Origin of the sequence: Leifsonia sp. 2TAF2 (assembly GCF_052115085.1) — a bacterium.
Taxonomy (GTDB): domain Bacteria; phylum Actinomycetota; class Actinomycetes; order Actinomycetales; family Microbacteriaceae; genus Leifsonia.
Genome location: NZ_JBFRFY010000003.1, coordinates 148090 through 160613, shown reverse-complemented (window position 1 = coordinate 160613; position 12524 = coordinate 148090). Strand labels below are relative to the sequence as shown.

Below are 12524 nucleotides of genomic sequence, written 5' to 3'. Positions count from 1 at the left end.
GCCACCGTGGCCGTCGACCCCATCACCGGAGCAGACACCGCCTCCGCGGGAGGCATCTACTCCAGCACGCCCACCCGCACGCCGAAGCAGTCGCTCGACAGCGAGGCGTTCATGCAGCTGCTGGTCACCCAGCTCCGCAACCAGGACCCGAGCTCGCCGATGGATACCAACCAGATGATCTCGCAGACCACCCAGCTGGCCATGATGGAGAAGCTCACCAACATGGACACCACCGCTCAGGAGGGCTTCGCCCTGCAGATGCGGCAGGCCGCGGCCGCCCTCATCGGGCACACCGTGAGCTACCTGGACAAGAACGGCGACACGCAGACCGGCGTCGCGTCGTCCGTCTCCTACGCCGGCTCCGTTCCCATCGTCTCGATCGGCGACCAGAAGATCGCCCTCGACGCCGTCCTCGGCGTGGTCACCCCTGCCTCCGCGGGCTCGGGCGCATCCACTACGCCGACCGCCTGACCTCTACCGAACGTCCTTCAGAAAGGATCCACCATGCTCCGCTCGCTCTACTCCGGAATCTCCGGCCTCCGCTCGCACCAGACCATGCTCGACGTGACCGGCAACAACATCGCCAACGTCAACACGACCGCGTTCAAGTCGTCGGCCGTGCAGTTCCAGGACACGCTCTCGCAGCTGGTCAAGGGCGCCGGCGGCGCGCAGGCCGAGACCGGCGGCACCAACCCGGCCCAGATCGGCCTCGGTGTGCTCGTCGCCGGAATCTCGACCAACTTCACGCAGGGCGCCGCGCAGGCGACCGGCCGCTCCACCGACATGATGATCAACGGCGACGGGTTCTTCGTCATGAAGGTCGGCGGCCAGACCGTCTACACCCGCGCCGGATCGCTCGACCCCGACGCGCTCGGCCGCCTGGTCGGCCCGGGCGGCGCCATCCTGCAGGGCTGGAACGCGGTCAACGGCGTGATCCAGCAGGGCGGCGCGCTCAGCGACATCACCATCCCGCTGAAGGCCGTCACCCCGGCATCGGCGACGGCCACTGGCAACGTCACCGGAAACCTGCCCTCCGACGCGGCCGTCGGCGACCAGTTGGTGCGCGACATCTCCGTCTACGACGCCAGCGGGACGGCCCGCAAGCTGAGCCTCACCTTCACCAAGACGGGGACCGGCTGGGATGTGGCGGGCTCCGACTCCGCCGGCGCCACCGGCACCGGGGCGCTCACCTTCACGAACGGCGTGCTCACCGCGGGCGGGGCGATGACGGTCGGTGGCGTCGCAGTCAACCTGTCGGCCGTCACCGGCTACTCGGGGATCACGACGGTCGCCTTCAAGGACCAGAACGGCCGCGCCGCCGGAACGCTCGAGTCGTTCACCCTGGACAAGGACGGCACCATCACCGGTCTCTTCTCGAACGGGGACAAGCAGGCGGTCGGCCGCATCGCCCTCGCCACCTTCGTGAACCCTGGCGGCCTGGAGAAGGCGGGCGGCTCGACCTACCGCGCGACGGTCAACTCGGGCGCTGCCCAGCTCGGCGGACCGGGCGAGGACGGCCTCGGCCAGCTCCAGGGCGGGTCGCTGGAGATGTCCAACGTCGACCTCTCGCAGGAGTTCACGAACCTGATCGTGGCGCAGCGCGGCTTCCAGGCGAACGCCCGCATCATCACCACGTCGGACGAGGTCCTCCAGGAGCTGACGAACCTGAAGCGGTAACCCTGCGAAGGGCACGTAGTTGCGGGCGACACGCCGCGCGACGGAGCAACTACGAGCACCTCACCGGGATGCGGACGTGAGCGACGCGAGGAGGGCCTCCACCCGGCGCTTGATCTCGTCGCGGATGGGACGCACCTCGTCGATCGGCCGGCCGGCCGGGTCCGTGAGGTCCCAGTCCTCGTAGCGCTTGCCGGGGAAGATCGGGCAGGTGTCACCGCATCCCATCGTGATGACGACGTCGGACTCCTTCACGGCCTCGGTCGTGAGGATCTTCGGGGTGTTGCCGGCGATGTCGATGCCCTCCTCGGCCATGACCTGAACGGCGATCGGGTTGATCTCGTCCTTCGGTTCGGAGCCGGCGGAGAGCACCTCCACGCGGTCACCGGCGAGGTCGCGGAGGAAGCCGGCCGCCATCTGCGACCGGCCGGCGTTGTGCACGCACACGAACAAGACGGTGGGTGTGGCGGGCTCGGTCATCGGTGCTCCTTGTCGGGGGACGGTGAAGAGGGAGGCTGGGGGCCGCCGTCCGAATGGGCGACGGCCCGTGGGTCAGCAGCAGTCCGGCGGGCAGGACCCATCCGGAAGCGGCTGGCACTCCAGAGTGTCGCAACAATCCATGACTATTCTCCCTTCTTCATCGACGGTTGTCGATGAACACAGGATGAACGCATACATTGACGGCTGTCAATATATGCGGGAGGATTTCCCCATGGCGATCACCGAGCTCCTCCCGCTGCGCGACCTGCAGGCGTGCTGCGCCCCGATCACGAAAGAAGTGATCTCCGAGGGTGACGCCTTCTCGCTCGCCTCGGCGATGAAGGCCCTCGCCGACCCCGCGCGGCTGCGGTTGGTGTCGATGATCGCTGCGCATGAGGACGGCGAAGCGTGCGTCTGCGACCTCACCGAGCCGCTTGGTCTCTCGCAGCCCACGGTCTCACACCATCTGAAAGTCCTGGCCGATGCCGGTTTCCTGAGCCGGAGCAAGCGGGGCACCTGGGCGTACTACCGGATCGTCCCCGGATCCCTCGACGCCGTCTCGTCCTTCTTCGCCTCGGTCTGATCGGCGGAGCGACCTCGTAGGCTCGTCCCGTGCCGATCCTCCAGGAGCTCGCGCCGACCCTCCTCGGCGTCGCGGTGCTCGCCCTGCTCGCAGTGGCCGTACTCGCCGCCTACCGGGTTCCGCACCGGTGGGCGCCGGCGCTCGCGATCCTTCGCGGAGCGGCACAACTGGCCGTCATCAGCCTGGTGCTCGCCGGGGTCATCACCAACCCGTGGTGGGTGGCGCTCGCCCTGGTCGTCATGTTCTCCGTCGCCGCCGCGACCGCTACGCACCGAATCGGATGGTCGCCCGAGCATGCCCTGATGATGGCGACGGCCATGGCGACCGGGGTGCTCGTGTCGTTCTCCGTGGTGTTCCTGACCGGAGCGATCGAGCTCAGCGCGCGGTACGCGCTCGCGATCGGCGGCATCGTCATCGGCAACTCGATGAGCATCGCGACCCTCGCCGGGCGACGGTTCACCGAAGCGGTCGGCGACCACTGGGACGAGGTGGAGGGGTGGCTGGCGCTCGGCGCGACTCCGCGCCAGTCCACGCTGGAGCTCGCGCGCACCGCCGTGTACTCGGCGCTCATCCCGTCGGTGGATCAGACCAAGACGACCGGCCTCGTCACACTCCCCGGGGCCTTCGTCGGCGCGATCTTCGGCGGTGTGTCACCGCTGGAGGCCGGGCGATTCCAGATCGTCGTGCTCGCCGCGATCATGGCGGCCGGCTCGATCACGGCGGTCATCGTGTCCGCCTGGCTCGGCCCCGTTCGGGTGCGGCCCGCCGCCCTGCGCTGAGCCACTGACACCGGCGCATCCCGCGGCCCTTCCAACGTTGTAAAGTCAAGCGAAGGTACGCGAGAGGGGAGCATCCATGGCTGCGACGATGCACGACGTCAGCCGGCTCGCCGGTGTGTCCATCAAGACGGTCTCCAACGTCATCAACGACTACCCGTATGTGCGCGAGGAGACCCGCCGCAAGGTTCTCGACGCGATCGAGACCCTCGGCTACACGCCGAATCTCTCCGCCCGGAGCCTCCGCTCCGGCCGCACCAACGTGATCTCGCTCATGATCCCCGACCTCCGCAACGCCTACTTCGCCGAGCTGGCCGACTCGGTCATGCGCGCAGCCGCCGAGCGCGGCCTCGCGGTGCTCATCGAGCAGTTCGGAGACGACCGGCAGCACGAGATCGACGTGCTCCGGCAGCCGCGAGCGCGGATGGTCGACGGCGTCCTCTACAGCGTGCTCGCCCTCGATCAGGGCGACGTCGACCTGATCGCCGAGCTGACCACTCCGGTCGTGCTGCTCGGCGACCGCAACTTCAGCACTCCTCGCGACCACGTCACCATGCGGAACGCGGAGGGCGCGAAGGCGGCCACCGAGCACCTGCTGCGCTCGGGCCGGCGCCGGGTCGCCGCTTTCGGGGCGCATCCCGGTGAGGACATCGGCTCGGCGGCGCTGCGGCTCGAGGGCTACCGGCAGGCGCTCGAGGAGGCCGGCATCCCGTTCGATGAGTCCCTGGTGGTGCCCGTGGGCTCCTGGCATCGTCGCAACGGCGCCGAGGGGATGCGCGACTTCCTCGCGACCGGAACCGCGTTCGATGGCCTGGTCGCCTTCAACGACGCCATCGCGCTCGGCGCCCTGCGCGTGCTGCAGGAGTCGGGCCTGCGGGTGCCGGAGGACGTCGCCGTGATGGGCTTCGACGACATCGACGAGACGCAGTACTCGATGCCGACGCTCTCGACGATCGACCCGGGCCGGGAGGAGATCGCCCGAATCGCGGTCGACCTGTTGATCCGGCGAATCGAGGCCGGATCCCAGGTGTTCGTCCCCGAGGAGATCGCCGTCCCCTTCCGGCTGGTCGAGCGGGAGTCGACCCGGGTGGATGCGAACCTCCCCGCCACGTGATCCGGAAAACCATTTGACACGGTCACATCGGACGCGCATCATGGTCTCTACAACGTTGTAGTACAACGTTGTAGACGAGGGTGTCACACACCGCGAAAGGGAATCCAATGAAGAAGCTCCTTGCAGCGGGCGGCGTGATCGCGGTCGCGATCGCGGCGCTCACCGGGTGTTCCGGAGGCAGCGGCGCAGCAGCCAGCTGCCAGAACAAGATCGTTCACTCGGATGCCAAGCAGGTCACCATGTGGGCCTGGTACCCGAACTTCGAGCCGGTCGTCGACCTGTTCAACAAGAACCACAAGGACGTCCAGATCTGCTGGACCAACACCGGCGCGGGCAACGACGAGTACACGAAGTTCTCGACGGCCATCCAGGCCGGCTCCGGCGCGCCGGACGTCGTCATGCTCGAGAGCGAGGTCGTCCCGAGCTACGTCGCCGACGGCTCCATCGTGAACCTCAGCAAGCTCGGCGCCGACAAGGTCAAGTCCAACTACTCCGAGGGCGCCTGGAGCGACGTGAGCAACGGCGGCGCGGCCTACGCGATCCCCGTCGACGGTGGCCCGGTCGGCCTCCTGTACCGCAAGGACCTCTTCGACAAGTACGGCCTCACTGTTCCCACGACCTGGGACGAGTACGCCGCGGACGCCGAGAAGATCAACGCGGCGACCGGCGGCAAGACGCTGATGACCGACTTCCCGGGCAACGGCCGCGCCTACCAGACGGCGCTCTTCGCCCAGGCCGGCGCCGCCCCGTTCGAGCTGAGCGGCAAGCAGGACATCAAGATCGACCTGAACGACGAGCCCAGCCAGAAGGTGCTCACCTACTGGAACAACCTCGTGCAGAAGAAGCTCGTCGGCACGGAGGACTCCTCCACGACGGACTACAACACGCACCTGGTCAACGGCAAATACGCCTCGGTGATCGCGGCGGCCTGGCTGCCCGGCTACCTGCAGGGCTTCACCGGCGCCGACAAGACCGCCAAGTGGGCCGTGGCGCCTGTGCCGCAGTGGGACACGGCCAACCCGGTCCAGATCAACATCGGCGGTTCGGCCTTCGCCGTGAGCAAGCAGGCGCAGGACCCGAAGGCCGCCGCGAAGGTGGCGACCGAGATCTTCGGCACCGAAGCGGCCTGGAAGCTCGGCATCGAGAAGGCGGCGCTCTTCCCGCTGTGGAAGCCCATCCTCGAGTCGGACTACTTCCAGTCGAAGGCGTACCCGTTCTTCGGCGGCCAGCAGATCAACAAGGATGTGTTCCTCACCGCGGCGACGGACTACAAGGGCTTCCAGTTCAGCCCGTTCCAGAACCTCGTCTACGACAAGCTGACCGACGCGGTCAACTCCACCAACAAGGGCAAGTCGTCTCCCGAGGCAGCGCTCAAGACCTACCAGAGCACGGTCGAGAGCTACGCCAAGCAGCAGGGCTACACCGTCACCAAGTGAGGGATGCGGTGCCCGGGCCGCAGAAGCAGCCCGGGCACCGCGCATCCCCTACCCGTTCCACATCCTGAAGGGCTCACCGATGACCCAAACCGCCGTCGCACCGCCGCGGCAGCGCTCGCCGCGAACGCCTCGCCGTCGCGACATGGTCGGCCTCCGCCGCGCGCGCTGGGGCTGGGCGTTCACCGCACCGTTCGCCGTCTTCCTCGTCGCCTTCCTGCTGGTTCCGCTGGTGTACGCGTTCGTGCTCAGCCTCCAGAACACGACGCTCGCCGGGGGGACTTCCTGGGTGGGCGTCGCCAACTACGTGAAGGCGTTCACCGATCCGCTGTTCCTGGATGGCGTGTGGCGCGTCCTGCTGTTCGCCGTGATCATGATCCCGGCGCAGATGCTGGTCGCGCTGGTCGCGGCGCTCCTCATCGACGCGCTGACGACGCGCTTCGCCAAGATCTCACGGCTGCTGATCTTCGTGCCGTACGCGGTGCCGGTCGTCATCGGCGCGCTCATGTGGGGCTTCCTGTACAGCCCCAGCTTCGGACCGGCGCAGGAGCTGTTCGGGCTGGTCGGGCTGCAGGCGCCCAACTTCTTCTCCGACAGCAACGTCTTCGGCTCGCTGGTCAACATCGTGACCTGGCAGTGGGCCGGCTACTACATGATCATCATCTACGCGGCCCTGCAGGGCGTCGACCCGTCGATCTACGAAGCAGCACGGGTGGATGGAGCCAACGCCTGGCAGATCGCGCTGCGGATCAAGATCCCGATGGTGGCCTCCTCCCTCCTGCTCGTGCTGGTGTTCGCCCTCATCGGCACGCTGCAGTTCTTCAACGAGCCGCAGATGCTGCGGGGGATGGCGTCCGGCTCGATCACCTCCAACTACACGCCGAACATCTACGCCTACACGGTCGCGTTCTCGTACCACCAGTTCAACTACGCGTCCGCCATCGCCTTCGCGCTGGGGCTCGTGATCTTCATCGGCTCGTACGTGTTCATGTTCGCCACGCGCAAGAGAAGTGGACTGATGAAATGACCACAGGACTCCTGAAGGCGGCCGAACCCGCCGCAGACACGCGTAGCATCCGTACGGGCCGACCGGTCCGCGCGCGCCGCGAGGCGCCCGCCGGTCGCCGCACGGGCAGGCAGGTCATCCCGCACATCGTGCTGGCGGCCTTCATCGTCTACTTCGCCCTGCCGTTCTGGTGGCTGATCGTCGCCAGCACCAAGAGCCAGCAAAGCCTGTTCGACGGTAAGACCAGCCCGCTGTGGTTCTCGGGATCGTTCGACCTGTTCTCGAACCTGTCGTCGCTGTTCAGCTACTCGGGCGGCCTGTACGCGCACTGGCTGGGCAACTCGTTCCTGTACGCGATCGCCGGCGGCCTCGGAGCGACCGTGCTCTCGGTGCTCGCCGGGTACGGCTTCTCGATGTACGGCTTCCGCGGGCGTCGGCTGTTCTTCGCGATCGTGCTCGGATCGGTGATGGTCCCGGCGACCGTGCTCGTCATCCCGATGTTCGTGATGATGAGCACGGTGCACCTGACCAACACGGTCTGGGCGGTCATCCTGCCCTCGATGCTGAACCCGTTCGCCGTCTACCTGATGAAGGTGTACACCGACGAAGCGATCCCGTCGGAGATGGTGGATGCGGCCCGCGTCGACGGCGCCGGCGAGGTCCGCATCTTCGCCCGGGTCGCGCTGCCGCTGATGCGCCCGGCGGTCGTCACCGTCCTGCTTCTGTCGATCGTCGGCACCTGGAACAACTTCTTCCTGCCGCTGGTGATGTTCTCGAACCCGCAGCTCTTCCCGGTCACCGTCGGCCTCGGCGCCCTCCAGGCGCAGGCCCAGGTGAACACGGGCGGTCAGTCGCTCTGGAACCTCGTCATCACCGGCGCGCTGATCTCGATCATCCCGCTGATCGTCTCCTTCCTCACCCTGCAGCGCTACTGGCAGGGTGGGCTTGCGATCGGCAGCGTCAAGTGAGCACCCCGCAACAGGCACCACGCACCACGCACCAACACGACCTCAGGAACACGGAGACCATGTCTGAGACAACCATCGCCCTCGACCGCACCGCGCGCGTCGCGACCGTCAACCGCCGCATCTTCGGCTCGTTCGTCGAGCACCTGGGCCGCTGCGTGTACGACGGCATCTACGAGCCGGGACACCCGACCGCGAATGAGGACGGCTTCCGCCTCGACGTCGTCGAGCTGGTGCGCGAGCTCGGCTCCACCACCATCCGCTATCCCGGCGGCAACTTCGTCTCCGGCTTCCGCTGGGAGGACTCGGTCGGCCCGCGCGAGAATCGGCCGGTCCGCCGCGACCTGGCCTGGCACTCGCTGGAGTCGAACCAGGTGGGACTCGATGAGTTCTCGCGCTGGCTGAAGCTCACCGACTCCGAGCTGATGCTCGCCGTGAACCTGGGCACCCGCGGCATCCAGGCCGCCCTCGACCTGCTCGAGTACGCCAACCACCCGTCGGGTACTGCGCTCAGCGACCAGCGGATCGCGAACGGCACCCCCGAGCCCCACAACATCCGGATGTGGTGCCTGGGCAACGAGATGGACGGCCCCTGGCAGACCGGCTACATGACGGCCGACGACTACGGCAAGCTCGCCGCGCGCACCGCTGCGGCCATGAAGATGGCCGACAAGGACCTCGAGCTCGTCGTCTGCGGCTCCTCCGGCTCCGGCATGCCGACCTTCGGCGAGTGGGAGCGCATCGTGCTCGAGCACTCGTACGACCACGTCGACTTCGTCTCCGCCCACGCGTACTACCAGGAGCGCGGAGGCGACCTCGGCTCGTTCCTCGCCTCCTCGGTGGACATGCAGTACTTCATCGATACCGTCGTCTCCACCGCCGACCACGTCGGCAACAAGCTGAAGAGCAAGAAGAAGATCCAGATCTCCTTCGACGAGTGGAACATCTGGTACCTCGACGAGCACAAGGAGTCGGAGGAGGTCAACGACGAGTGGCGGTACGCGCCCCGTCAACTGGAGGACGTCTACTCGGCGGCCGACGCCGTCGTGCTCGGCAACCTGCTGATCACGCTGCTGAAGAACCACGACCGGGTGACCAGCGCCTCCCTCGCCCAGCTGGTCAACGTGATCGCCCCGATCATGACCGAGCCGGGTGGCGCCGCCTGGCGGCAGACGACGTTCTTCCCGTTCTCGGTGACCAGCCGTCTGGCCCGCGGCGAGGTGCTGCGGCCCCGGATAACGACGGGCACCTACGACACCGCCGTGCACGGCGAGGCCGACCTGGTGGATGCGGTGGCCACGTTCGATCCGGCCGACGGCTCGGCCGCGCTGTTCCTCGTGAACCGCAGCCTCACCGAGACGCAGACCGTCCGGGTGGATGTGCGCGACCTCGGTGTCTCCTCCGTGCGCGAGGCCGTCTCCCTGTGGGACGACGACGTGTACGCGAAGAACACCTTCGAGGACCAGAACCGCGTGGGCCTGCGCCCGACGCCGGCCGCATCCCTCGCCGACGGCACCCTCACCCTCGAGCTGCCGCCGGTCTCGTGGAGCGCCGTCTCGCTCGGCTGACCCACCCCCGTCGAGTACACGACGATTGCACGCGGACGACCCTGTTCGCGTGCAATTTTCGTGTACTCGACGGTGGGGCTCAGGATGCTGCGGGTTGGACGGGTCTGTCGTAGGCGGCGGTCAGTGGCGTTTGCTTGAAACCTCTGATGATCAGCCAGAGGCCCAGGGACAGCTCGAATAGGGCGACGGGCAGTGCAGCGAGAGCGGCGATCGGGGACACCTGGGGGTATGCGCCGAAGAAGACCGCGATGTCGGAGGCGAGGAGCAGCGGTGCCCCGATGAACGCGACGATGGGGAAGACGCGGGGAACGATGGCGGACCGGTACAGCAGGTACCCCAGGAGCAGGTCGCATGCGACGGGCATCAGGCTCTGGGAGAGCAGGAACGTCCAGTTGTAGTTGGCGAGGAGGCTGTGGCCGAGTGTGGTCAGCGCCCCTCGGTTCGTCCCGGCGAGATCGTGTCGCAGCGTCGTCATCGTGAGCAGGTTGACCACGCTGACGAAGATCAGACACGTTTCGAGCAGTCGGGCGGCCACCAGCCCCAGAGCGGCGGTCTGGCTGATGCGTTTGGTGAGCGGGTACAGCACTACGGCGGTGGCGATGCCGGCCAGGCCGACCGTGACCTCGGAGAGCGCGCCCCACTGAAGTGCGGTCGTGCTTCCGGCTCCCAGGATGAAGGCGCCGACGTCGTTCTTGATGGGTGCGTACAGCCCCAGCGTCGGGATGGAGACGAACGTGATCACGTACAGGATGCCGACTGCCAGAGAGATCCGCCTGGAGGGCAGCATTCGTCGCGGCGCGACAGGAGCTCTCACCGGAGGGGTGATGTCGGTGTTGGCGGCCATGGTGTGCTCCTTCGACGGTGGTGGAGCGCGGCGGATGCCGAGGGCCATGTGCGCAGGCTACGCCGCACCTGCCGCTTCCAGGCGACTCGGATCAGCCGGAGGCGGCGGGCGCCGTCGTAGGCGCGGGCGTGGGCGCGGGCGACTGCAGCGCCTGCGGGATGAGCTTGCGCACGTCCTCCGGCTGGCTCGAGAGGACCACCACATCCACTCGCCGGTTCTGCGCGAGGTCGTTGTCGGTGGTGCCGGTGAAGCCGGCGACCGGCCGGGCCGAGCCGAAGCTGACGGCCGCGATGCGCTCCTGCGGGTAGCCGTTCACCTCGACGAGGTGACGCAGCACGCTGGTCGCGCGTCCGGCGGAGAGCTCCCAGTTGGTCGGGTAGGGGGCGCCCGGCTGGCGGAGGTCGGCGTGACCCTCCACCGAGACGGCGTAGGAGGTCGGCGCGAGCACAGGCCCGATGTCGTTCAGCACCGCGACCGCGCGGGCACTCAGCTCGGCGCGGTTGGAGTCGAAGAAGGTGGAGTTGCCGACCAGGCCGATGGTCAGGCCGCGTGAGTCGATCTTCATCTCGACCGCATCCTGCAGGCCGTCGCGAGTGAGGGCCGCCTGGATGACGTCTCTCAGGTGCTGCAGGTTCTGTACCTCCTGCTGCGCGAGAGCGAACTCCGTCGACTTGCCGGACTCGTCCACGTGCTTCGGCGGCACGACCACGCCGGATGCCGTGTCCACCTTCTGTGTCTTCACCTGACCGAAGCCGGTCGCCAGGGAGTCCTTGAGGGCCTCGAACTTCTTCGCGTCCACCGTCGACATCGCGAAGAGCACGATGAACATGCACATGAGAACGGTGACCATGTCCATGTAGGAGGCCATCCAGCGCTCTTCGTTCTCGTGCTCCTCTGGCTCTTCGTGCTTCTTCCGACGGCGGGCGGACATGTCAGGCGGCTTCCTCGACGGGATCCTTCGCACCGCGCGCCGGCTTGCCGCTCTTCGCGGCGGCCTTCTCAGCATCCCCGCCCGGGATCATGGCGCGCAGGCGCTCGCCGAGGAGACGCGGCTGGCTGCCGGACTGGACGGCCAGCACGCCCTCCATGAGCAGGTTCATCCGTTCCACATCCAGCTCGGACAGCCGGCGCAGGCGCGCGCCGAGCGGCAGCCAGAGGAAGTTGGCGGACAGGAGGCCCCACAGGGTGGCGACGAACGCGCTCGCGATCATCGGGCCCAACTCGCCCGGGTCGGCCAGGTTCTCGAGCACGTGGGTGAGCGAGACGACCGTTCCGATGATGCCGATCGTGGGCGCGTAGCCGCCCATCGCGCTGAAGAACTTGGCGGCGACCCTGTCCTTCTTGGAGCGCGTGGCGATTTCGTCCTCCAGCAGCACGCGCAGTTCGTCGCCGTCGGTGCCGTCGGCGATGTTCTGCAGGGCGCGCTTCAGGAACGGGTCGTCGACACCGTCCGCCTCCTGCTCCATCGCGAGCAAGCCGTTCGCGCGCGCCTTCTCGGCGAGGCCCACGACCTGGTCGATCACCTGCTGCGGCGGCTCGACCTTGCCGCGCAGGGCGCGCGGGAGCGACTTCACCGCCGTGAGGAAGTCCTTGACCGTGCCGCTGGCCACCCCGACCGCGATGGTGGCCCCGAAGACCAGCACCATGGGGGCGGGTAGCAGCAGCGAGCTCAGGTGCGCGCCCTCCATCGTCACCATCGCGACGACAGAGCCGAACGCGAGGACGATGCCGATGATCGTTGCCGGGTCCATCTACTTCTTCCTTGCTCGCAGGGGGACAGCGCGGGCCTCGGGGTGAGCCTCAACCGTGTCGTGGTCTTCCAGTCCGGGCAGCGTCACGAGCCCGAGCGGCGGCGCGGGCACGGGGCGCGGGCCGAGGGAGGGGAGGTCGTGGGCGAGTGCGATCACACGCGCCCGGTACGCGGCGATCTTCTCGATCACATCGGCCATGGACTCAGTGACGATGAACTTCGCCCCGTCGACCATGACGAGTGTGGTGTCCGGACTGGCGTGGATGCGCTCGATGAGGTCGGGGTTGACCGCAAACTGGCTGTCGTTCAATCGGGTGACGACGATCATGGG

The 12524-nt window shown here is 67.6% G+C and carries 14 protein-coding genes; 9 read left to right on the top strand and 5 right to left on the bottom strand.

The features are described 5' to 3' along the window. Positions 1-6: 6 nt before the first annotated feature. Together AB4Z18_RS18260 and AB4Z18_RS18255 are read left to right on the top strand one after the other, a co-directional pair. Positions 7-471 carry a flagellar hook capping FlgD N-terminal domain-containing protein gene (locus AB4Z18_RS18260; RefSeq protein ID WP_441784187.1) on the top strand — a complete coding sequence of 155 codons (465 nt, stop codon included), beginning with the start codon at positions 7-9 and terminating at the stop codon, positions 469-471. Between the two features lie 33 nt (positions 472-504). Next, positions 505-1677, top strand: a complete 1173-nt coding sequence (locus AB4Z18_RS18255; RefSeq protein WP_441784186.1) for a flagellar hook protein FlgE — start codon at positions 505-507, stop codon at positions 1675-1677. Positions 1678-1737: 60 nt separating this feature from the next. On the opposite strand, the gene AB4Z18_RS18250 is transcribed toward AB4Z18_RS18255, so the two are convergent. Next, positions 1738-2154, bottom strand: coding sequence for an arsenate reductase ArsC (locus AB4Z18_RS18250; protein WP_441784185.1), 417 nt, complete (start codon positions 2152-2154; stop codon positions 1738-1740). A gap of 232 nt (positions 2155-2386) precedes the next feature. Between AB4Z18_RS18250 and AB4Z18_RS18245 the strand changes: the two genes are divergently transcribed. The 7 genes from AB4Z18_RS18245 (at position 2387) to arfA (ending at position 9599) form a co-directional block, all read left to right on the top strand. Beyond that, on the top strand, positions 2387-2737 hold the full coding sequence (locus tag AB4Z18_RS18245) for a metalloregulator ArsR/SmtB family transcription factor (RefSeq protein ID WP_441784184.1): 351 nt from the start codon (positions 2387-2389) through the stop codon (positions 2735-2737). 29 nt (positions 2738-2766) lie between these two features. After that, a complete protein-coding gene (locus AB4Z18_RS18240) occupies positions 2767-3516 on the top strand; it encodes an ABC transporter permease (RefSeq protein ID WP_441784183.1) in 750 nt (249 codons plus the stop codon). A gap of 76 nt (positions 3517-3592) precedes the next feature. Next, complete coding sequence (locus AB4Z18_RS18235; RefSeq protein ID WP_441784182.1) at positions 3593-4627, top strand: LacI family DNA-binding transcriptional regulator; 1035 nt, start codon at positions 3593-3595, stop codon at positions 4625-4627. A 107-nt stretch (positions 4628-4734) separates the two neighbouring features. Continuing rightward, a complete protein-coding gene (locus AB4Z18_RS18230; protein WP_441784181.1) occupies positions 4735-6063 on the top strand; it encodes an ABC transporter substrate-binding protein in 1329 nt (442 codons plus the stop codon). A 79-nt stretch (positions 6064-6142) separates the two neighbouring features. After that, complete coding sequence (locus AB4Z18_RS18225) at positions 6143-7087, top strand: carbohydrate ABC transporter permease (RefSeq protein WP_441784180.1); 945 nt, start codon at positions 6143-6145, stop codon at positions 7085-7087. Then, the gene (locus AB4Z18_RS18220) at positions 7084-8034 is read left to right on the top strand and encodes a carbohydrate ABC transporter permease (protein WP_441784179.1); all 951 of its coding nucleotides are present in this window, start codon (positions 7084-7086) and stop codon (positions 8032-8034) included. Before AB4Z18_RS18225 ends, AB4Z18_RS18220 begins: the two co-directional genes overlap by 4 nt. A gap of 59 nt (positions 8035-8093) precedes the next feature. Next, entirely contained in the window at positions 8094-9599 is a 1506-nt protein-coding gene (gene arfA, locus AB4Z18_RS18215) for an arabinosylfuranosidase ArfA (RefSeq protein WP_441784178.1), read from the top strand. Positions 9600-9678: 79 nt separating this feature from the next. On the opposite strand, the gene AB4Z18_RS18210 is transcribed toward arfA, so the two are convergent. Genes AB4Z18_RS18210 through AB4Z18_RS18195 form a run of 4 tightly spaced genes read right to left on the bottom strand, consistent with a single transcriptional unit; the run spans position 9679 to position 12521 of the window. Continuing rightward, entirely contained in the window at positions 9679-10491 is an 813-nt protein-coding gene (locus AB4Z18_RS18210; protein WP_441784177.1) for a DUF4386 domain-containing protein, read from the bottom strand. A 43-nt stretch (positions 10492-10534) separates the two neighbouring features. Beyond that, complete coding sequence (locus tag AB4Z18_RS18205; RefSeq protein WP_441784176.1) at positions 10535-11374, bottom strand: flagellar motor protein MotB; 840 nt, start codon at positions 11372-11374, stop codon at positions 10535-10537. A gap of 1 nt (position 11375) precedes the next feature. Next, the gene (locus tag AB4Z18_RS18200) at positions 11376-12194 is read right to left on the bottom strand and encodes a motility protein A (RefSeq protein WP_441784175.1); all 819 of its coding nucleotides are present in this window, start codon (positions 12192-12194) and stop codon (positions 11376-11378) included. Continuing rightward, positions 12195-12521, bottom strand: a complete 327-nt coding sequence (locus AB4Z18_RS18195) for a flagellar FlbD family protein (RefSeq protein ID WP_441784174.1) — start codon at positions 12519-12521, stop codon at positions 12195-12197. Positions 12522-12524: the final 3 nt, after the last annotated feature.